Origin of the sequence: Bradyrhizobium sp. LHD-71, from assembly GCF_031157255.1 — a bacterium.
Classification (GTDB): Bacteria; Pseudomonadota; Alphaproteobacteria; order Rhizobiales; family Xanthobacteraceae; genus P52-10.
In genome coordinates this window covers 28,231-49,261 of the sequence record NZ_JAVIFX010000010.1, presented here as the reverse complement: position 1 = coordinate 49,261, position 21,031 = coordinate 28,231, and the positions used below count along the sequence as shown (strand labels likewise).

Sequence of the window (21,031 nt, the reverse complement as noted above, 5' to 3'; positions counted from 1 at the left end):
GCTTACTCCGCCGGCTGTAGTGATCGCGCAGGACGCGCTGGCTTCGGCGCACCAACGCGCAACCTGCGATCGGACAGGGACAGAAGACCACCGAACGCCATCATGACAGCGCCGAACCAGATCAGCACCACCAGCGGCTTGTAATAGAGCCGAACGGAAATCGAGCCGTCTGCACTCTGGTCGCCGAGCGAGATGTAGAGCTGGCTGAGCCCACGTGTCAGCAGCGCCGCTTCAGTGGTGGACGAACCGCGCGCGGAGAATGCCCGCTTTGATGGCGACAACGTCGCGATCGGCTGGCCATCGCGCAGAATCGAAAAACGCGCGACCTGTTCGCGGTAGTTCGGACCCTGGCGCTGGACAACGTTTTCGAGCTTGACCTGGTAGCCGGCGACGGCGACCACGTCGCCGGGCTTGATGGCAGCGATGCGCTCGCTGTTCCACGTGGTCTCGCAGACGATCCCGAGCAACGCCACGCCGAGACCGGCATGAGCGAACGCCGTACCCCAGGTCGAGCGCGGCAGGCCCGCAGCCCGCCGCAGCGAAATCTGCGGCGCAAGCCGCAATGCGCCGGTCTTCTCGATGAGATCGGACATTGCGCCGACGATCACGAACACGGCGAGAGCGATCGCCAAGGGTGCCAGCACCGCACCCGCTCCGGTCCATGCCATCAGGAGCGCCAATGCCAGCAGGGCACAGAGACCCGCAAACATCAGCCGCTGCGCCGCCGCCAACAGGTCGCCGCGCTTCCAGGCCAGCAGCGGACCGAACGGAACCGCGAGCAGCAGCGGCACGAACAACGGGCCGAAAGTGAGATTGAAGAACGGCGCGCCGACCGAAATCTTTTCCGAGGTCAGCGTTTCCAGCACGAGCGGATACAGCGTTCCGACGAAAACGGTGGCGCAGGCGGTGGTCAGCAGCAGGTTGTTGAGCACGAGCGCGCCTTCGCGCGAGATCGGCGCGAATAATCCGCCCTGCGTGAGCGACGGCGCACGCCACGCATAGAGGGCCAGGCTGCCGCCAATGAAAACGCAAAGGATTGCGAGGATGAACACGCCACGTGTCGGGTCGCTGGCAAAGGTGTGCACCGATGTGAGCACGCCGGAGCGCACAAGGAACGTGCCGAGCAGCGATAGTGAGAACGTCAGGATGGCCAGCAAAATGGTCCAGACCTTCAGCGCGTTCCGCTTCTCCATGACCACAGCCGAATGCAGCAGCGCTGTGCCGGCGAGCCAGGGCATCAGCGACGCGTTCTCGACGGGGTCCCAGAACCACCATCCGCCCCAGCCGAGCTCGTAGTAGGCCCAGTACGAGCCCATGGCGATGCCAAGCGTCAGAAAGACCCAGGCGAGCAATGTCCAGGGCCGCACCCAGCGCGCCCACGCCGCGCCGATCCGGCCTTCGATCAGCGCCGCGATCGCGAAGGAAAACGAGACCGAAAATCCGACGTAACCGAGATAGAGCAGCGGCGGATGCACTGCGAGACCAATATCCTGCAGCACCGGATTGAGGTCCCGGCCCTCGATCGGCGGATCGGCGATGCGCAGAAACGGATTCGATGTAAACAGAATGAACAGATAGAACGCACTGGCGATCCATCCCTGCACGGCGAGCACCAGCGAGCGCAGCACGAGCGGCAGGTTCGTGCCGAAGATCGCGACCAGCGCGCTGAACAGCGCCAGGATCAAGACCCACAGCAGCATCGAGCCTTCGTGGTTGCCCCAGACACCCGTGATCTTGTAGATCAGCGGCTTCGCCGAATGCGAATTCTCGTACACGTTGACGACGGAAAAGTCCGAGACGACATAGGCGGTCGTCAGCACGCCGAAGGCGAACAGAACGAAGGCGAATTGGCCGATGGAAGTCGATGCGGCGACGCCCATCAGTCTTGGATCGCCGAGCCGCGCCCCGATCACAGGCACGATCGATTGCACCAGCGCGAGCGCCAGTGCGAGAGCGAGCGCGTAATGTCCTGCTTCGGCAATCATCGGACGGAGGTGGCGGCCTTGGCGCCTGCGGCGTTCTGCTGCTGTGCGCTCTCGTCCTTCCAGTGCCCCTGCTTCTTCAGCGCGTCGGCGACATCCTTCGGCATGTAGGTCTCGTCATGCTTGGCAAGCACGGTATCGGCCTTGAACACGCCTGCCGCGTCCAGCGCGCCTTCCGAGATCACGCCCTGCCCCTCGCGAAACAGGTCAGGCAGGATTCCCGTGAACATAACGGGCAGCGATGCATTGCCGTCGGTGACGACGAACTTCACCTGCAATTGCTTACCCCGTTCGAGCGACCCGGCCTGCACCAGCCCGCCGAGCCTGAAGCGCTGGCCTGGAGGTATGCTTTTCTCCGCCGCCATGCTCGGCGTCGAGAAGAATACGATCGAGTCGCGCAAAGCGTTGAGAACGAGCGCTGCCGCAATAGCCAGCACCGTCAGCGCACTGCCGATGAGAACGAGCCGTCGTTGCTTTCTCGTCATGCCGGCCTAACCTTCAAGTCCCAGATCCTTCAAGGCATCATTCAGGGCGCGCAAACGATCCGGACTGTTTCCGGTCGCCTGCCGCGCGTCGGCGATCGCCTGTTTCGCCTTGTCGGTCTGTCCAAGCACAAGATACGCGCGAACCAGCCGCAGCCACCCCTCGACATCATCGCCATTCTGCTTCAAGCGCGTGGCGAGCCGCTCGACCATACCGCCGATCATTTCCGCGCGCTGTGTCGGCGTCATGTCCTTCGACGCGGCGGCGACGTCGCCGGGAAGCTCGGGTGCGACCCCGCCGAGTTGCGCCAGCGCGCGCACGACCAGCGGCCGCCACGGCGCATTTTCAGGCGCCTTCGTCAACATATCGCGCCAGATCGCGCGCGCCTGCTCGGACCTGCCGTCCTGTTGGGCCGCGACCGCCGTGAAGTGTCGCGCCTTCACCTCATTCGGATCCAGCGCCAGTGCGTGCTCGAATTCCGTGTTGGCCTCAGCAGTGATGACGCCACCGGCGGCCGCTGCGATGGCTTCGCCAAGGTCGGCACGTCGCGCAGCCGTCTCGCCATTGTACTGAAGGGAATTGCGCCATGCCCGGACCGCATCGTCGGCGCGTCCAAGCTTGAGCAGCACCGGCGCCAGCACCTCCCACCCGCGGCCGTCCTTCGGATTTTTCTCCAGATGCGTCTCGACCTGGGCCACCAGCGTTTCGAGCGATGCTGATGCAGGGGGAACCGTCGCACGGGCAGCGAGCGGAACATCCTCAAGCGTGGGCGAGCCCTGCCGCAGGTACAGGGCGCCCGCCAGCAGCGGCAAACCCACGAGCGCCAGCACGGCCACCGTGCGACGGACATAAAGATGAGACGCCGCAGGCACGTCGCTGTCGGCCTTTGCGGACGACAAAAGGCGCCGCGAGATCTCGAGTTCGGCCGCCGCCGCATCCTCGGCAGAAATCAGCCCGGCTGACTGGTCTCGCGCGATCTCGGCGAGCTGATCCTTATAGATTGCCGCCTCATCGCCGCCGCGCAGCCGCGGCGACCGGCCGAGCGGCCACAGCACCGCAAAAACTGCGGCGGCGGTCATCAGCGCAAGAACGAACCACAGCGACATGTCAGATTCCGGCAAAGCTGCCTCAGGTAGCCCTTTCGGCTGCAGCGAACGGCAGGTTTACACCACGGCCGCCCGGCCCATGCAATTGACGATTTTGGGAGATTTCCTGGCCCTAAAGGCTTGGAATCAACCAGTTTTCTGGGTCTTGCGCTCTCCGTTGAGCGCGACTTCCGCGGCCTTCGTCATCAGCGACGCATACTCGTGGCCAAAGATCGACTCGCAAAACCGGATCGCAGTCTCGGTCTGGACCTGGCGAAAGGCGCGGATACGACCGTCGCCTGTGCGCAGCGACTCGACCAGCGCCTCGGTGGCCGTCTCCACGTAATGCTGCACGTCGGAATGCGCCCTCAGCGTCACTTCGTTGATCGCGAGCTCACTCGCGTAGTTGCGGCAGGCCGCAACGAAGTCGACCAGCGCGGAGGTTTCATCGATCTCCGACGGATCGAGCTTCGCACCGGCGATGATGTCCTTGTCCGGACGCTGGCGCAGCAGCCGGCGCACGCGGCCGGGGACGCTTTCGATCTCTGACGTCAGCGCATCCGACACATCTGTACGAATCGCCGAAAGCTGGCGCCCCCATTGAGAATCCGGGCGCGTGTCGAGCTCGGTTCGCAGATCGCGCAGTCCATCATGCAATGTCTTCAGGTGATGTGCGCTTCGACCGAACTGGCCGCGCCTGATATCAATGCGAAGTTCGTCGACAAGGCGGCCGAGCCCTTCCAGGGCCATCGAAACGGCGATGCCGAACGGCGAACTGGCGATGCGGCCCTCTTCGTCTGACCCGACAATGCTGATCGCAAGGCGGATGATCCGCCAGGGAGATATCAGCCGCTGCATCAGCAGCGACAGCGCCATTGGCAGAACATCCGGTCTCTGCAGGGAAGGAAACTGAGTCAGATGTCCCGTCACCGACGCGATCTGGGTCTCGGCGAAGGTGCGAATGATCTTCGGCAGGCGCGCATGGAAGGTGTCGAGCGCTTCGCGATTGGCAAAGATGACGCCGATGACGGGGAGATCCTCCACCGCCGAAGGCGACCCGACACGCGCCAGACCGCGGATGCGGTCGTGGTCCCGGGTTACATGCGATGCTGCCACAGCGATCGCCTCGGCTGCAGCGATCTGAAATTTGCGGATCGCCTGGTCCGTGTCGACGCTGGCCGACAGGCTGTTTTCAAGCGCTGCTGCCGCGTCGACAATGACGGTCTTGCTCAGCCACAGCCACGCCGGCTCCAGCGATGCGCGGCGGACCTGACCAGGACGCGGCCCATCATCGTCGGTCAGAAAGGGATCGAGACAGGCAAATACCTGTCGCGCGACGCTTTCAGCGCGTGAACGGTCGTTGACGTCGTCAACGCGGTTCATCCTGCGCAGCTCGCCGAGAACGAAGCTCGCAACTGCTACGTCGTCGCCGCGCTCCAGCGCCCGCTCGTACTCACGCATCAGAAGCGTTCGTGCGGCCGGTGCGAGCTGCCGCAAATAGTCGCGCAACCGGTCAACCGGTAGCGACCTGGCAGGCTGCGGCTGTGCCTGTTGCTCCATGACGGCCAAGTTCATCCGATGGCGAGAAGATGCCACCGGCCGTCATAACGGGCCCGTCTTAAGATGCCGTTGAGGATTAGCTGACTGCCGTCCAGCTGCCGTCGCCGTTGCGGCAGGCGGTGCCACGGACGACCTCAGGCCGGCCGCCGATATAGACGGTATGGGTGTAGGAGCGACAGCGCGCACCCCGCTCGACGTAGACCGGCCCAGGAACGATGTTGCCGTAGCGGCCGGAGCCCGGGTTGCGCCAGCCGACCGGAGCGCCGACCTGCCCCTGCTCCAGCGCGGACATCTCGGCTTCGTAGGCGTAGCGTCGATCTTCTTCGTCGAGCGACGCGCCGATTCGGTTGCCGATCAGCCCGCCGATCGCGGCACCGGCCACGGCCGCGCCAACGCGCTCGCCCGTGCCGCCGCCGAATGCCGACCCGACCAAAGCGCCCGTCAGCGCGCCGAGCGCCGTCCCGGCGCCCTCGCGCGGCCCGGTTTGCCCATACGGGTCGTTCGCGCATCCGCCGAGCGCCAACGCACCAACCGCAAAAAGCCCAGCCTTGAACTTCAACATCAACGTAGTCCCTCCGGTGCGATTTCAGCCCAGAGAAACCGCGCGCGTCACCAAGGCGGGAGAATTCGGGCGAAGCTTGGGCGGGCCGCCCTCAAATCTTATGCGGCTACCGCCGGCAACAACAACTCCGCCCGCAGACCTCCGATCGGCGCTGTACCCAAACTCAGATTGCCGCGGTACAGCCGCGCCAGATCCGTGACGATCGACAGGCCGAGGCCCGAGCCCGGTTTGGTCTCGTCAAGGCGCTGCCCCCGCTGAGCGACCTTCGCGCGCTCGTCAGGCGTCAAGCCACGTCCGTCATCGTCGACGATGATGCGCACCATCGGCATCGGATCACCAGGTGCGGCGCGTTGAGCCATCACCTCGATCTGCACGTGCGATCGCGCCCACTTGCAGGCGTTATCCACCAGATTGCCGACCATCTCTTCGAGATCCTGCCGCTCGCCGCGGAACTTCAGCGGCTCAGCAATTCTGACCTCGATCTCCACGTCGCGATCGCGGTGGATCTTCTCCATGGTGCGATGCAGGCCGTCGATCACCGGAGTAATGTCGGTGAGCGTCGTGACCGCCGTCAGACGCGCGGCGATGCGGGCACGTTCGAGATGGTGGGCCACCTGATCGCGCATAATATTTGCCTGTTCGAGCACCTTTGCGGCGAACGGCTCGCCGCCGTAGGTCGCCGCCTCGTTGACGATGACCGACAGCGGAGTCTTCACCGCATGCGCCAGGTTACCGACATGCGTGCGCGCACGCTCGACGATTTCGCGATTGGCATCGAGCAGCGCGTTGGTTTCGCGCGCCAGCGGCGCGATCTCGTCCGGAAACTCGCCTTCCAGCCGTTCGGCCTTGCCGGAGCGGATGGCGGACAGGCCCGTGGTGATGCGCTTTAAAGGAGCAAGGCCGAAGCGAACCTGAAACAGCGTCGACAGCAGCAGTCCAAAGGTCAGCGCCACGAAAGTGCCCGAGAGATAGAAATCGAATGTGCGCGTCTCTTCGAAGATTTCGCTCGCATCGCCGGCGACAGTGACGATGAACCGGCCGTCGGAGCCGAAGTCCACGGGCCGCTCGACCACCCGCAGCTGCTGGTCTTCCGGTCCGGCCACATAGCCGATCCGGACGCCGGATGAATTAAGCGGAACGCCCCGGTCCTCGAGCCTGGGCAGCTTCTGGTCCCACAGCGATCGCGACGCCCGCTCGTCGGGCTTCGAACGATCGCCGCGCCTGCCTTCATCCACACGCACCACCTGCCAGTACCAGCCCGACAGCGGCAGCTCGAACAGCGGTTCGCCGAGCGCGGGTTGCGCCTTGTCGTCCTCGGGCGGGGCCACTTCGGCAATCAGGGTCCGCAGGTAGAGGTTCAGCCGCCGGTCGAACGAACGCTCGACCGCCTGCTGATACAGCGACGAGAGCGCGATGCCGGTGACGAACAGGATCACCACGACCAGGACCGTCGCGGAGACGAACAGGCGCGCGGAAAGTGAACTGATGCGTGAGGACATGAGATTGGATTGTATCTCCGGCGTCATGCTCGCGAAAGCGGCATCCAACGCGCCGGGAGACCTCAGCCTCCGGTCGGGCTGATTGCGGCCTTCCAGGCATAACGCTGGAGCATTTGCGGCGTCTTAAGCCACACGTCTTAGCGGGCATCGACCGGCGGCGTCAGAAGGTAGCCGAGCCCACGCACGGTCTGAATGATGTCGACATCGAGCTTCTTGCGGATGCGGCCGACGAAAACCTCAATCGTGTTGGAATCTCGATCAAAGTCCTGATCGTAAAGGTGCTCGACCAGTTCGGTGCGAGAGACCACGCGGCCGGCATGGTGCATCAGGTAGGCGAGCAACCGATATTCATGCGACGTCAGCTTGACCGGATTGCCATCGACACTGACGCGGCCGGTCCGGGTGTCCAGCCGGACCGAACCACAGGTGAGTTCGCTCTTGGCGTGGCCGGCGGCGCGGCGCACCAGCGCGCGAATCCGCGCAAGCACCTCTTCAACATGGAACGGCTTCGCCACATAGTCGTCGGCGCCGGCATCGAACCCCTGCACCTTGTCGCTCCAGCGGTCGCGTGCCGTGAGGATCAGCACCGGCATCGTCCTGCCGGCGCGCCGCCAGGCTTCGAGCACCGATAGCCCGTCCATCTTCGGAAGGCCGATATCGAGGATCACCGCATCGTACGGCTCGCCTTCGCCGAGGTAGTGTCCTTCCTCGCCGTCAAACGCGCGATCCACCACGTACCCCGCATCTGACAATGCTGTTGTCAGTTGCCGGTTCAGATCCGGATCGTCCTCGACCACAAGAAGCCGCAAGCAAACCTCCCTGCTCGACGCGCCCAAACGACGTCAATTGAGCCGGACGCAGGTGAATGGCAGGTGAACGTCCATTGCTCCGTCCTGCACGGACAAACTACCGAGGTTTTGCCATGTTCGCCAGCGACATGGCGTCTCGATCGGTTGACAAGCGGCGCCCGGCGAGGTTTGTCGGCCGCCGATGATCACGCGCATTTTCCGCAATATCGTCCTGACGGCTGGACTTGGCCTTGCGCCGGCAACGACGGCGCACGCAATCGTCGGCGGCGGCGTGCCCAGCGCCGACGGCATTGGGCGCAACGTGGTCACGATCGTCGGCTCGCGCGGCAATTTCTGCTCCGGCACCATGATCGCGCCGAGCATCGTGCTGACGGCAGCCCATTGCGTGCAGAGCGGTGCAACTTACAAGATCGTCGAATACGATGCGCAGCGCACGCCGCAGCTGCGCGACATCGCGCAAATTGCAGCCCACCCGCAGTTTAATCTGCAAACGATGCTGGCGCATCGTGCGACTGCCGATGTCGCGCTATTGCGGCTGGCCAGTCCCCTCGCCGCCGCGCGGCAGCCGCCGCCGATCGGCACACCGCGAGTGCCGATCACGGTTGGCGGGCGCTTCACCGTTGCGGGCATCGGCGTCACACTCCGGGGCGACGGCAAAAGCGGCGGCGTCGTGCGCGCGGCCAGTCTTGCCGCCACCGGCAAACCCGGCAATCTGCAGATCCGGCTGGTCGATCCGCTCGCTGACGGCAAGCGCGAGGGCCTCGGCGCGTGCACTGGCGATTCAGGTGGCCCGGTGTTTGAGGATCAGCAGGGCCGCGCCATCCTGATCGGCGTCATGAGCTGGTCGACGGGACCGAACGGCACGGCTGGCTGCGGCGGCATGACCGGCGTCACACCGCTGTCGCTCTATCGCGATTGGATTTTGCAGACGGCTCGCGGCTGGGGCGCTGCGCTATAGCAGCGAAAGCAGCTTCTTCATTCGACGTTCAGATTACGGGATGGAAAGTCCGCGCCCGCTCGTCGACGCATTATGTTTGCACGGGCGGGAAAACGACACGTCAAGAAGGGGCACGGATATGCGAAATCTCGTCCTCGGCGCGGCCATCGCGCTGCCGCTCTCGTTCGTCATCGTTCCGGCATCGGCGTTTCCCGTCGCAAAGCACGGCGCGGTGATTGGTCAGTCCGTGTCCGGCGACATCATCGAAGTCAAGCGCGGGGGCCGCGGCGGCGGCAGAGGCTAGGGCCGCGGTCACGGTTTCAAGCCGTTCGGCTGGAGCCGCGGTCGCAAGATCGGCTGGCGCGGGATGGGCTGCCCTCCGGGACACTGGAAGAAGGGCTGGTGCTAGTGCCTTCTTCTGACGCGGCTACCAATTCCGGAAGAACAGCAACCAGATCAGCGCGAACGCGATGATCACTGCAATCGTGCTCACGACGAGTACATTGCGCACGGATGGTCCGCGTTCCGCCTGACGCGCTTCCTGCGCGGTTTCGACAATCTGCTCGCCACGCTTCTCGACCATAGAGTCCTCGATCCGTTCAGCCGCGCGAACTCTCACCTTCGCGCGAACTTGCGTTCGTCAGAGCAACGCGGGATGTGCAGCTGAGGTTCCTGGTCCAGCCTAGTGTCGTGGATCAGAAATTCGCGCCATCGTTGCCGCGAGTCCATCGTGCGAATTTCTGATCCATAAACGACACTAGAATCATAAACTTGCTAGTGTCCTGATCGAATCCGAAGTTCGCTCTGAGCTCGCTGCAAAGTACGGCGAACTTCGGATTCGGGACACTAGATAGTTCGAGACCTATCAGCCCGGCTCCGCCTGATCGCGTTCAGGGCCGGCCAGCGGCCGCTCTTCCATCAGCGCCATCGACAACGCTGCGCCTGCCATCATCAACCCGGCCGTGGCGAAGATGTAGCGAAATGCCGACATGGCGTCGGCGCCCGACAGTTCGCGCGCGAGATCGAGATTTTCACGCCCTGCCCCACCTGCGCTGAGCGCGGCCATCAGAATCGCGGTGAACCCTGCGACGGCAAACGACGACATCAGCGCCCTCGCATAATTCATCGCGCCGGTCGCCGTGCCGATCTGGCTGCGCGCCACAGCATTCTGCATCGTCGCCATCGTCGTTGAGAACATCGGACCGACACCGAGCGAGCCGACCGACAGGACGACCAGGAAGAGCCAGAGCGACATCTGGTCCGCAAGCGCAAGCGCGCCGAAGCAGACCGCGGCCAGCGAAGCGCCGGCAATGCTGATCCAGAGATAGCGATGCCGCCGCAGCATGACGCGACCCGCGACCCACGATCCCGGTACGGACAGCGCCACCAGCGGCAGCAATGCGAGCCCTGCTTCGCTTGCCGAGAGCTTGTAGACGACCTCGTAGAACATCGGCAGGTAAACCGTCAGGCCAAGCAGGCACCCGACCGTCAACCCGCCGGCCAGAATGGCGAATGGAACGACGCTGCCGCCCAGCAGACGAAGCGGCAGGAACGGTTCTGCCGTGCGCTCCGCATACCAGACGAACGCGCCCAGCAGCATGAGGGCGCCGACTCCCATTGCGACGATCACCGGTGACGACCACGCGTAGCGCACGCCTCCCCAGGTCAGAATCAGCAGGATGACAATGGCCGAAGTCATCAGCAGCGCCCCGCCGAGCCAATCGACTTTGCGGCGGCGGTGGTTCACCGGCAGGCGGTGCATGTGCGGCAGCAGGGCCGCGAGCGCGAGCGCGGTCAGCGGCAGGTTGATCCAGAATATCGCCGACCAGTGCAGATATTCTGTGATGATACCTCCGAGAAGCGGACCGCTGAGACCCGCCGCAAGCCAGACGCCACTGAAATAGGCCTGATATTCACCGCGCTCCTTAGGGCTGATCGCATCCGCGATGATGGTTTGCACGACGGGAATGATGCCGCCGCCGCCGATGCCTTGCAGAAAACGGGCGAGAATGAGCGTCAGCATGTTGGGCGCGAGCGCGCACAGTACCGACGCAGCCACGAATATGCTGAGCGCAATCACGATCATGATGCGGCGACCGAAAATGTCGCTGAGCGTGCCGAACACGGGGGCAACCGCCGTACCCGAAAGCAGGTAGGCTGTGACGATCCACGAAAGATTACCCATGTCGTTGAACTGCCGACCGATGGTCGGCAGCGCGATCGCGACGATCGTCTGGTCGAGCGCGGCCAGAAACATCGCGACCATCAGGCCTGCGAGCAGCGGACGCAAGTCGGCGGGCGTCAGCGCGGAGCGCTCACCTTCGCGCGCTGCGCCATCGGCTCCGCCGCGGTCCGCGTCGCGGCCTTGTCGCGCAAGATTGTCCATGGGCTTCATTGGGGGTCCGAGGCGAGTGCCGCTTAGCTTAGTCGACCGCCAAGCGGGCAGCAGCGGCGGCGGTGCATGTCAGGCCCCCGCATGCTGTGGCCCATAGCTATTTGGGCGGTCGTCCCCTTGCCTTTTTTGGAAATTGCCCCGGCCATTTGACAATGTAATCTTCCCAATCCGCTTGATCGATATCGCTTTCGCTGCCGACAACCCGCCCACGTACCGAAACACCGGCCTGGTGCACGGTTTCCGGATCGCCGGAGATCAGCGGATGCCACCAGTAAAGGTCCTTGCCCTCCGCGACGAGGCGATAGCCGCAACTCGGCGGCAGCCAGTTCAGAGATCGGACGTTTCCTGGCGTCAGGCGAACGCAATCTGGCACCTTCTGGTGGCGATTTGAGTAATCCTTGCAGGCGCAGCGATTCGCATCGAGCAGGCGGCAGGAGATCGGGGTGAAATAGATCTTGCCGGTGTCCTCATCCTCCAGCTTTTCCAGACAGCAGCGGCCACAGCCGTCGCAGAGGCTCTCCCACTCGGCCGCCGTCATCTCCTCCAAAGCCTTGGTTTTCCAAAACAAATCAGCCATCAGTGTCGCCGTCGAACCTGGCCTGCCGCGTGCGGCGCTCTCCGCCGATGCATCCGCAAACCGTCAATTGCCATCCCTGCTAGATCGGAGAGACGGCGCCCACAAGCAAGCGGGAACTCGTCATTTGTCCTATTGTTAGCCTTTCCCGGCTTAATCCGTTGCACCCCATTGGCCTGTTCGCGCCGCTCGGCTAAAAGTTGCGGAATGCTTTGAGGTTACTTGCGGAATCGCGCCGTCAAAGCGCCACGGGTCGCCGCCATAAGGGATGGCGGTGGAGCAGTGGCGCACCGGACGTCTGCGGCGCGACGCTTCGCAGGATGGATCAGGTTTTTCGTGGGCATATTCGACATGAAGGATCCGAAGACGTGGCTCCGGCATTTCCTGCTGGATCTCGACGCGCGGATCGATTCGACGCTGTTCTCGTCGGCCGCTGGTGCACGGGAGCTCTACGAACGCTTTTCAACCTTCATGGACCGTTTCCACGTCGTCCGCTGGAAGCGTTGGGTCTTTATCGAACCGGCTTCGGAGGCTGCAACGCTCGGTTTACTCGGGCTGATCGCGATGCTTGCGCTCGCAATTCCCGCGTTCCACGAAACTGCCGACGAGGACTGGCTGAAGAAGTCCGAACTGGCGGTGCAATTTCTCGATCGTTACGGCAATCCAATCGGCAGTCGCGGCATCAAGCACAATGACACGATTCCGCTCGAAGAATTTCCCGATCACCTGATCAAAGCGACGCTGTCGACGGAAGACCGGCGCTTCTACGAGCATTTCGGCATCGATGTCGGCGGTACTTTTCGAGCGCTGTTGACCAATGCCCGCGCTGGCGGCGTGGTCCAGGGGGGCTCGTCGATCAGCCAGCAACTGGCGAAAAATCTGTTCCTGTCGAACGAGCGCACCATCGAACGCAAGGTCAAGGAGGCGTTTCTCGCCATCTGGTTGGAATCGCGCCTGACCAAGAATGAAATTCTGAAGCTTTATCTCGATCGCGCTTATCTTGGCGGCGGCACCTTTGGCGTCGACGGCGCTTCGCACTTCTATTTCAACAAATCGGCGCGTGACTTGAACCTCGCCGAGGCGGCGATGCTCGCCGGTCTGTTCAAGGCACCGACGCGCTATGCCCCGCACATCAACCTCCCCGCAGCGCGCGCCCGTGCCAACACCGTGCTCGACAACCTGGTCGAGGCCGGATTCATGACCGAGGGTCAGGTGTTCGGCGCCCGGCGCAACCCGGCCGTCGCCGTCGATCGCCGCGACGAGAATTCGCCGAACTACTATCTCGACTGGGCTTTCGACGAGATGCGCCGGCTTGTCAGCACATTGCCGAGGTCATATGCGGAGCGCGTATTCGTCGTTCGTACGGCGATCGACATGAATGTCCAGCGCACCGCCGAAGCCGTTGTCGAGAATACGCTGCGCCAGTTCGGGCGAGACTATCACGCCACTCAGGCCTCAGTCGTGCTCGCCGATCTCGACGGCGGTGTGCGCGCGATGGTCGGCGGCCGCGACTACGGCACCAGCCAGTTCAACCGCGCCGTTGATGCCATGCGTCAGCCGGGTTCGTCGTTCAAGCCATATGTTTATGCGACCGCGCTGATGAACGGCTTCAAGCCGACTTCGATCGTGGTTGACGGACCAGTCTGCATCGGCAACTGGTGTCCGCAAAACTACGGACGCTCCTATTCGGGCTCTATGACACTGACGACCGCCATCACCCGTTCGATCAACGTCATTCCAGTTAAGCTCTCGATCGCCATGGGAGGCCGCGACGGCCCGCGCGCCGGCCGCGCCAAGATCATCGAGACCGCGCGCAAGATGGGCATCAAGGCCCCGCTGACCGACACGCCATCACTACCGATCGGTGCGGCGGAGCTGAACGTGCTCGAGCATACCGTCGCCTACGCGACCTTCCCCAATCGTGGCCGCGCTGTCGCGCCGCATGCAGCCCTCGAGGTGCGGACGCCTGCTGGCGACCTGGTCTGGCGTTTCGATCGCGACGGAAAGCAGCCGGTGCAGGCCATCCCTGCCGACGTCGCCACCGATATGAACGAGATGATGAGCCACGTCGTCTATGAAGGCACCGCGCGCCGCGCCCAGATCGACGGCGTGCCGGCCGCCGGCAAGACCGGCACGACCAACGGTTTCCGCGACGCCTGGTTCGTGGGCTACACTGGCAATTTCACAGCCGGCGTGTGGTTCGGCAACGATGACTACTCGTCCACCAATCGGATGACGGGTGGCTCGCTGCCGGCAATGACCTGGCGCGCGGTCATGCTCGCCGCGCATCAGGGCGTCGAGGTCAAGGACATTCCAGGCGTCAAGCTCGGCAAGCGCGCCCCTGCGGCGGTTGCCGCAGCGAATGGCTCACCGTCTGGTGCGGACTCTCAGGCCGGACCGCCGCCGGTCCTGACCCGACGCGGCGCCGACATCCTGGTGCGAGTTGAAAAAATGCTCGACGAAGCGGCCAAGGGGGTGGCCGACGTCCCGCCGACCAAGACGACATCACCGCGCGTGCCGCCGCAAGCCGCGGACAGCTTTGCAGCCGCGACACAGGGCAGCGCAACCGCGTCGGCGCCGCGCAAGAACTAGAGACGCCGTGCGGCTGATCTTCATATCATTGATCGCTCTGGTTATCGCGACGGCCGTTGGCCTCGGTATGACCTGGATTACCTCGACGCAGGGCTTGAGCTTCGGCGCGGTACGTATAGGTCCGTGGACCGCCTGGCCCCGAACCGGCACCTCGGACATCGATCCTTACGCACGCGCCGCCGTCGCCCGCAGCGGCGAACTGCCGATCGGCAGCGGCGACGGCGTCGCCTTCATCGCCCGTAGCGACGACAAGGGACGGCCGCTCGATGGTCGTTGCGACGTGGCAATCAGCGGTATCACTCCGGCCGCACGCTTCTGGACCCTGACGCTGTACGACCCGCAGGGGCACCTGGTAAGCAACTCGCTGCAACGCTATGGATTCACAAGCCAGGAGATCGTACGCGGCGCCGACGGCGCATTTGAAATCCACATCGCCCCGCGCTCGCGCGCCGGCAACTGGCTGCCGACCGGCGGGCTCGATCGCTACCTCCTGGTGATGCGGCTGTACGACACGCCGGTCGGCGTCTCCACCCGCACACAGAAGGACGCGCCGATGCCGGCGATCGTCACGACGGGTTGCCCATGATCCGCTGGCTGTTTGCCATTCTGGGCGGCATCGTGCTGGGCGGGATCATCCACCTGGTCAGCGTTCTTGCACTTCCACGCGTCGCGACCAAGGATGCCTATTCGCGCCTTGAGCCGATCACGACCGTCAACGCGGTGACGCAGCTTCCCGTCGCGGAGCCGCGCAATGCCCTGCTCCCTTTCCAGGATCCGGCTATCGCAACGGCCGTATGCCGCTACGACCTGTCGCCGGGACCGATCAAGTTTTCAGTGCCGGTCAGCCAGGCCTACACATCGGTCTCGTTCTACACACGCAACGAGATTGCTTATTACGCGATCAACGACCGCTCCGCGGGCCGCAGGATCATTGAGCTCGATCTCATGACGCCGGATCAGCGGGCTGAATTGCCGGAAGACGACGAAGTTACCGCCGCCGACAGGCTCATCATCGAATCGCCGACGCCGACAGGCCTGATTATAATCAAGGCGTTGGCGGCAGAACCTGATCTGATGGCGCAAGCTCGCGCCTCGCTGATGGCGGCGACCTGCCGCCCCCAGAGCGACCCCGCCCCACGCTGAGAACAACAACGTCAGCCTTTGCTGACCACGACACTGCCTTCGGCAGGTGAGGCAACCGCTGGCGCGCTGCGGCCGGCGAGTTGAGAAATGAGCCGATCCGCATCTGCGGCGATATCGTCAGGTGCATGTATGACGAGGCGCTCCAAGGCCCAGCGATAGGACGCCACCCGCTGGCGCAGGCACTGCTGCACCCATTCGACGATCAGGCGGTTCTCCTTCATGCGCGCGATGGCGTCACTGTACTCAGGCGCCGAAAGCCCGGAAACGAGCGTCAGGCTTGCTTTGCGCTTGCCATCGAGATCGGCGACGACCGCCGCTGTGGTGAAGAACGGATCCAGCCGTGTGAGATCGTCGCGAACATCTTCCATGAGCTGGGCATAGCGCGACGCGTGCGAGCGATGGGGCTCATCGATGAGGCGGCGGCCGTAGGCTGTTCGATCGAACCGGATCTCCTGACGCCACGGCGCCGGCATCGGCGCATAATCGCCGAAGACGCTCTTCCATGCCGGGCGCGAATGCGGCGGCTCGATGAAGGGATAGGCGAGATCGCGCAGTTGGCGCTCATTGTCGGTCAACTGGAATTCAGAAGCGCGCCTGCCGATGCTGTTGACCGCTTCCGCGCCGATCCAGCGATGCATGTCATCATTGAGCGCGGACGCACGTGTCCGCCCGAGGTCGCCGCCGGCGCATCCGCCGAGCACCGCGGCCGATAACCCAATTAGAATGATCGCGAATGGCGGTCGCCGACCGCGAACGCGATCGGCGGACGGGATATCTGGCATTTGGCGGCGCTTCGTTGGTCGGCTTAAGAGCGCGCGCGACGCCTGCGACGCCGTCGCGGCGGCGATCTCTGATCCGAGCCGCCTCCCCCGAAGGCATTGTCGTCGTAACGCTCGATCCGGATAACCGGGAGGATAACCACCGTCGCCATCCCTTCGTGCCGCGACATGTCAATTGCAGCCGGCCGCCGTTGAGAGGCGTCCGCCGGAAACTCCACGACCATCCCCATTGCTCTCTCCTCGCTCCCGTGCGCCCGATGGAGCGTCAGCGATCGCATTAAGAGCGCGGCAAGGTTAACGCGCTCTTAAGGCCATCGCGATAACGTGCAGTCTGTTGTTGCCTTCCTGTTGCGTCACACCGTCATGTCACAGCCGCCGCCATTCCCGAGTTTCGACGGGCTCATGAATCTCGCAAAGCGAGAGGGCGTCGACATCAGGCCGACGCTGCTGCGCGTACTGACGGACCTCTATGTCCAGACGCCAGGTCATTCGGCGGAGGAGCAGCAGCATTATGTGGAGCTCGCATCACGACTGATCGGACAGGTCGACGATGCAACGCGTGCGGTCGTTCGCGCACGCCTTGCGGCCTATCCTGATGCGCCTGCCGAGGTTCGTGCACTGCTCGGACTGGCGGAGCCACCTGCGTCGCTGAACGCGCCCAACCCCGAACCCGTGGCGCAGACCGATCCGCGGCAGGGCCGGACGACTGTGGAGCGTCATGACACGAAGCTGACGATGCAGCCGAGCGACGCTGCATCGATCGACGAGATGTTCACGCGTGCGACACCGGCTGAGCGGATCCAGATCCTTCGCAACCTCGAGAGTTCGCCGCTCAGGCCTGCTGCGCGAATCGAGCCACGCCGCGCCGGGCGCGCTGTCGCCGCGCTTGAGCGTGCAGCGTTTGCCCGCGACCAAACAGCGTTTGCCGCCGAATTGTCCGACATCCTGCTGCTGCCGGCCTCGAGCGGTGAGCGCATCGTCGCGGACGCGAGCGGTGAGCCGCTTGCCTGCGCGGCCAAGGCGTTGGCAATGCCCAGCGACGTGTTCCAACGCGTCTTGCTGTTCCTCAAGCCCGAATGGGGCGCCTCGGTCATCAGCGTGTTTCGCCTTGCTCGACTCTACGATTCGCTCAGCGAGCATGCCGCGCTGATCATGCTGTCCGTATGGCGGGGCGCGATGCTGGCTCACATGAGGGCGAAATACCGGCCGACGCTCCATGATGACGAGCGGCGGCGTGCGCGCGCGGCCCCTTCGGCCGTCCAACCTGCCGGCGCTGCCGGGAGCGCAAAGCCTTTGCCGGGACGACAGACACGGGGCGCGTAAGCAACTGCTTCTATGGCCTTGCCAGATCGAGCAGATGTCGCCCGGCCCGGTCCTCGATCTCGACGATCCAGATGTCGGAATCGAAACGGATTTCCTTGGCAAGCCGATCTTCCACGACCTGCTCGGCCACCGGCGCAGCCGTTACCTGCGAAAAAACCCTGTCGACCGGCCGGTCTTCGTCATAGGCGGTCTGCGGCGCCGGCGTGAAAAGCAGCGCATTCCCGTCGAGCAGAGCGAGCTTCACGAAGATGGCGCCGGCTTCTTCAGCCCCGCGCCGCCGCACGACGCCAAAAATGTTTTCCGTCTGGCAGCGTCGCAAATACGCCGCCACCCAGATGTTGGACTTGATCCTCATGCGGTGAAGTTATGCGAAGCTGGCTTGGGCTGCTACTCGAAGCTGCGCCCGGTCGCCAGACTGAGCTCGCGCACCAGACGCTCCGATATCTGTCCGGTGACCGGTAATTTGCGCTCGCGCTCGAACTTCTGGATTGCCGCTTGCGTATCCGCACCAACCGTTCCGGTTGCCTTGATCTGACCATAGCCATAGTCGGTCAGGGCGCGTTGCACGGCCGCCACCCGCTGTGACGACAAGTTCGCCGGCGGCTCCCCCTTCCCTGGCGCGATTGCAGCCGGGATGGCGCCGGGCGGACGCAAATTGCTCGCAGCGAGCGCGGACTGCATGCTGGTCGAGCGCACAAGATTGCCCAAGGGATCGCTCGGTCTGGCCTCCGCTTCAACCGGACGCGGCCGTGGCAGCGGACTGCCGGCCGTCTGCGGCGCAGCCGACGGCGCCTGTTGCGCCGGAGCGGCCGGCACCACTTCGACCTTTTGTGCGACCGGTGGAGGCGAGAGATTCTCTGCGACCGGAACCATGGTTCCAAACAGCGGCGACGGATGACGGCCGGCCTGCAGGAATACTGCGTTGACAGTGATCGCCAGCACCGTCGCAAGCGCGATTGCACCGGCAAGTGTGTCCTTCGGCGAATGAAGCATGATCTGCATGACAAGGCCGCGCTCCTTCTGCGCGGCCGCCGCCTTCCGGCGCCGTGGCTGATCGTTCATGGCGATGGATTTAGGCACTTCGCTTCACCTTCTGTTCGACCTTGTCCTTCTGGCGGGGCGTGAGCGTGGTGACGATAGACCGCTTGTTGCGTTCCAGATCGAGCGGCAGCATCACGGTGATCGTGGTTCCGACATCGAGCTTGCTTCGCACGCTCATTTCGCCCTCATGCAGCGAAACAAGTGATTTGACAATCGACAGACCGAGGCCGGTGCCTTCGTGACGGCGGCGGTAAGTCTTCTCGGCCTGGAAGAAAGGGTCACCTACCCGCTGCAGATCATCTGCGCTGATACCAACGCCCGTATCGCTCACCGCGAGCACAAGGTTGACGCCTTCGACCGAGGCCGAGACGGTGACGGCACCGCCCCGCTCGGTAAACTTGATCGAGTTCGACAAGAGATTTAGCAGGATCTGACGCAGGGCACGCTGGTCGCCGATCATGTCCGGCAGATCTTCCGGCAGGTCGACGACGAGGTCGATGCCGCTTTCCCGCGCCTTCAGCGCCATCAGGTTGCAGCAGCTGACGATGGCCTCCCGGGGAACGAAGGGCTCGGCTGAAATCTCGAACCCTCCGCTTTCCATCTTCGACATGTCGAGAATGCCGTTGACGACCGACAGCAGATGCTGGCCCGAATCATTGATCAGTTTCGCGTATTCGTGGCGACGCTCGGTATCGAGAGCGAGTTCTTTCTCCCGCACGATCATTTCCGAGAAGCCGATGATGGCGTTCAGCGGCGTGCGGAGTTCATGGCTCATGGTCGCCAGGAACTGACTCTTGGCGGCATGTGCTTTTTCAGCCTCGTTGTGTGCATCCTCGAGCGCCTGCTCCTGTGCCTTGCGCTCTGTGATATCGCGCATGACCGCGACGACCTGAGCGTCAGTTCCACGCGCGGTCTGCTCCAGCGGCCGGCAACGCATTTCTATCCAGATGAACCGGTTGGCCGGCGACGGATTTCGTGCGTCACCGTCGGTCCCGCATTTCACCCGGAACTCGACATCGCGTTCGCTCGCGCCACGCGCAACGTCCGCAAGTGCCGTCAGATAAGCCGGTCGATCCGCCACATGCACACGATCGAACAGGCCGTGTGCCATCAATTCATTCAGCGGGGCGCCGAACAGGCTTTGCGCCGCAGGTGAGATGAACTCTATCGCGCCATTGCGCCGATGACGTGTGATCACATCCCCCATGTTGCGTGCAAGGAGGCGGTACCGCTTTTCTTCGGCGTTGAGCAGGCTGCGGCTGGTGGCCACGAGCATCTCGGCCACGAACGCCAGCGTCGCACAATAGAGCACAACCGATGCCGTCCCGAGCGCCTCGAAAGTCGGGCTCAGGCGTTGCGGAATCTGCGACGGCGGCAGCCAGCCGAACGCATCGAGACCGACCAATAGCGCGGCGCAAACGAGCGAGACGATTGCCGAAAAAGTCACGACCTTGCGCGACGTCGACAGCGCGGCCTCGATCGGAATGGCAACCAGCCAGACAGCGGCGAATGACGACATCCCGCCGGTGTTGATGGCGACCAAGGTCACGAGACCGGCAACGCAGATCGACGACAGCGCATGGGCCCGTTCGTAGCAACCGGTTCGCGACAAATAATAGGCGATCAGGATCGGCGCGATCAGCCAAGCGAAGCACGCGACTTCGACAATGCCCGGCGCGCCGCGCAGCACGACATAGATCGGAAAACTCGCGAGCAGCGCAAAGCTGCCGAACAGTCGCGTCCCGATGAACACGCGATGGCGTGCGGTAGCCATTGCATCGTAGCGCGCAGACGGATGCACCAATGCATCGAGAAAGCGGCGTATGCTCACGAAAAACGTCAAATCGATCCCTGCGTCCGGGCAGTCTGGATCCATGAGAGGATCGGCCGGCACGCCCCCTTTTTCTGTTGCGCGGATCGTCTCAGAGCGAACTTAAGCGAACACTAAGGCGCACGGGCTTGAAGGCGGCAAACCCAGCGAGAGCGGGAATTCCCGGACATTTTAGCGAGCCATTCTCCCCACATGGTGAACGCAGCGTTGCCGAAGGCCGGGCGATTATGGTTTCGAAATTCTCCACACGAATGAATGACGTGCCCGAAAAGCGCTGGATTTTGAACGACAAGCGCGTCAATCGAAAATTTACGTCAAAGAAAATCAGTCAAATTTTGCGCAGTTTGCACGGGCCATGAAAACCCGGACTTCACGGCTGGTCGCTATTGCTCACTACAGATTGCGAAAAATCGCAACAGGGATTGTGTCGAACTGG

The 21,031-nt window shown here is 63.6% G+C and carries 21 protein-coding genes; 7 read left to right on the top strand and 14 right to left on the bottom strand.

All coding sequences use genetic code 11. The features are described from left to right. Window positions 1-2: 2 nt before the first annotated feature. From RCO31_RS12720 to RCO31_RS12690, 7 genes are all read right to left on the bottom strand, one after another. Window positions 3-1,985 (bottom strand): heme lyase CcmF/NrfE family subunit, encoded by a 1,983-nt coding sequence (locus RCO31_RS12720; RefSeq protein ID WP_308968750.1) that lies wholly within the window; start codon window positions 1,983-1,985, stop codon window positions 3-5. Continuing rightward, window positions 1,982-2,467, bottom strand: coding sequence for a cytochrome c maturation protein CcmE (ccmE, locus tag RCO31_RS12715; RefSeq protein WP_308968749.1), 486 nt, complete (start codon window positions 2,465-2,467; stop codon window positions 1,982-1,984). The genes RCO31_RS12720 and ccmE overlap by 4 nt, the downstream gene beginning before the upstream one ends. A gap of 6 nt (window positions 2,468-2,473) precedes the next feature. Continuing rightward, window positions 2,474-3,571, bottom strand: a complete 1,098-nt coding sequence (gene ccmI, locus RCO31_RS12710; protein WP_308968748.1) for a c-type cytochrome biogenesis protein CcmI — start codon at window positions 3,569-3,571, stop codon at window positions 2,474-2,476. Between the two features lie 126 nt (window positions 3,572-3,697). After that, complete coding sequence (locus RCO31_RS12705; protein WP_308968747.1) at window positions 3,698-5,110, bottom strand: hypothetical protein; 1,413 nt, start codon at window positions 5,108-5,110, stop codon at window positions 3,698-3,700. 76 nt (window positions 5,111-5,186) lie between these two features. After that, on the bottom strand, window positions 5,187-5,672 hold the full coding sequence (locus RCO31_RS12700) for an RT0821/Lpp0805 family surface protein (protein ID WP_308968746.1): 486 nt from the start codon (window positions 5,670-5,672) through the stop codon (window positions 5,187-5,189). A gap of 98 nt (window positions 5,673-5,770) precedes the next feature. Then, on the bottom strand, window positions 5,771-7,171 hold the full coding sequence (locus RCO31_RS12695; protein WP_308968745.1) for a sensor histidine kinase: 1,401 nt from the start codon (window positions 7,169-7,171) through the stop codon (window positions 5,771-5,773). A gap of 137 nt (window positions 7,172-7,308) precedes the next feature. Further along, window positions 7,309-7,980, bottom strand: coding sequence for a response regulator transcription factor (locus RCO31_RS12690; protein WP_308968743.1), 672 nt, complete (start codon window positions 7,978-7,980; stop codon window positions 7,309-7,311). 181 nt (window positions 7,981-8,161) lie between these two features. Between RCO31_RS12690 and RCO31_RS12685 the strand changes: the two genes are divergently transcribed. Beyond that, window positions 8,162-8,938, top strand: a complete 777-nt coding sequence (locus tag RCO31_RS12685; protein WP_308968742.1) for a trypsin-like serine protease — start codon at window positions 8,162-8,164, stop codon at window positions 8,936-8,938. 118 nt (window positions 8,939-9,056) lie between these two features. Beyond that, window positions 9,057-9,221: a hypothetical protein gene (locus tag RCO31_RS12680; RefSeq protein ID WP_308968741.1), complete on the top strand. Its 165-nt coding sequence runs from the start codon at window positions 9,057-9,059 to the stop codon at window positions 9,219-9,221. A 123-nt stretch (window positions 9,222-9,344) separates the two neighbouring features. Here RCO31_RS12680 and RCO31_RS12675 read toward each other — a convergent pair whose 3' ends face one another. From RCO31_RS12675 to RCO31_RS12665, 3 genes are all read right to left on the bottom strand, one after another. Continuing rightward, on the bottom strand, window positions 9,345-9,500 hold the full coding sequence (locus RCO31_RS12675; RefSeq protein WP_308968740.1) for a hypothetical protein: 156 nt from the start codon (window positions 9,498-9,500) through the stop codon (window positions 9,345-9,347). 282 nt (window positions 9,501-9,782) lie between these two features. Beyond that, window positions 9,783-11,312: an MDR family MFS transporter gene (locus RCO31_RS12670; RefSeq protein WP_308968739.1), complete on the bottom strand. Its 1,530-nt coding sequence runs from the start codon at window positions 11,310-11,312 to the stop codon at window positions 9,783-9,785. A gap of 97 nt (window positions 11,313-11,409) precedes the next feature. Further along, window positions 11,410-11,889, bottom strand: a complete 480-nt coding sequence (locus RCO31_RS12665) for a YcgN family cysteine cluster protein (protein ID WP_308968738.1) — start codon at window positions 11,887-11,889, stop codon at window positions 11,410-11,412. Window positions 11,890-12,237: 348 nt separating this feature from the next. Here RCO31_RS12665 and RCO31_RS12660 point away from each other — a divergent pair, with 348 nt between their 5' ends. Genes RCO31_RS12660 through RCO31_RS12650 form a run of 3 tightly spaced genes read left to right on the top strand, consistent with a single transcriptional unit; the run spans window position 12,238 to window position 15,621 of the window. Beyond that, entirely contained in the window at window positions 12,238-14,478 is a 2,241-nt protein-coding gene (locus tag RCO31_RS12660; protein ID WP_308968737.1) for a PBP1A family penicillin-binding protein, read from the top strand. Between the two features lie 7 nt (window positions 14,479-14,485). After that, window positions 14,486-15,064, top strand: coding sequence for a DUF1214 domain-containing protein (locus tag RCO31_RS12655; protein WP_308968736.1), 579 nt, complete (start codon window positions 14,486-14,488; stop codon window positions 15,062-15,064). After that, window positions 15,061-15,621: a DUF1254 domain-containing protein gene (locus tag RCO31_RS12650; protein WP_308968735.1), complete on the top strand. Its 561-nt coding sequence runs from the start codon at window positions 15,061-15,063 to the stop codon at window positions 15,619-15,621. The genes RCO31_RS12655 and RCO31_RS12650 overlap by 4 nt, the downstream gene beginning before the upstream one ends. An 11-nt stretch (window positions 15,622-15,632) precedes the next feature. On the opposite strand, the gene RCO31_RS12645 is transcribed toward RCO31_RS12650, so the two are convergent. After that, window positions 15,633-16,403, bottom strand: coding sequence for a hypothetical protein (locus RCO31_RS12645; protein ID WP_308968734.1), 771 nt, complete (start codon window positions 16,401-16,403; stop codon window positions 15,633-15,635). A 360-nt stretch (window positions 16,404-16,763) separates the two neighbouring features. On the opposite strand from RCO31_RS12645, the gene RCO31_RS12640 reads away from it, so the two are divergent. Continuing rightward, on the top strand, window positions 16,764-17,723 hold the full coding sequence (locus RCO31_RS12640; RefSeq protein WP_374991472.1) for a DUF2336 domain-containing protein: 960 nt from the start codon (window positions 16,764-16,766) through the stop codon (window positions 17,721-17,723). Between the two features lie 10 nt (window positions 17,724-17,733). Here the strand turns inward: RCO31_RS12640 and RCO31_RS12635 are convergent, their stop codons facing one another. The 3 genes from RCO31_RS12635 to RCO31_RS12625 are packed head-to-tail and all read right to left on the bottom strand — an operon-like array spanning window position 17,734 to window position 20,640. Next, window positions 17,734-18,078, bottom strand: a complete 345-nt coding sequence (locus tag RCO31_RS12635) for a DUF1491 family protein (protein ID WP_308968732.1) — start codon at window positions 18,076-18,078, stop codon at window positions 17,734-17,736. A 32-nt stretch (window positions 18,079-18,110) separates the two neighbouring features. Beyond that, the gene (locus RCO31_RS12630) at window positions 18,111-18,803 is read right to left on the bottom strand and encodes a peptidoglycan-binding domain-containing protein (RefSeq protein ID WP_308968731.1); all 693 of its coding nucleotides are present in this window, start codon (window positions 18,801-18,803) and stop codon (window positions 18,111-18,113) included. Next, window positions 18,796-20,640: a PAS domain-containing sensor histidine kinase gene (locus RCO31_RS12625; RefSeq protein WP_374991469.1), complete on the bottom strand. Its 1,845-nt coding sequence runs from the start codon at window positions 20,638-20,640 to the stop codon at window positions 18,796-18,798. The genes RCO31_RS12630 and RCO31_RS12625 overlap by 8 nt, the downstream gene beginning before the upstream one ends. 83 nt (window positions 20,641-20,723) lie before the next feature. On the opposite strand from RCO31_RS12625, the gene RCO31_RS12620 reads away from it, so the two are divergent. Then, window positions 20,724-20,954 carry a hypothetical protein gene (locus tag RCO31_RS12620; protein ID WP_308968730.1) on the top strand — a complete coding sequence of 77 codons (231 nt, stop codon included), beginning with the start codon at window positions 20,724-20,726 and terminating at the stop codon, window positions 20,952-20,954. Window positions 20,955-21,031 lie beyond the last annotated feature (77 nt).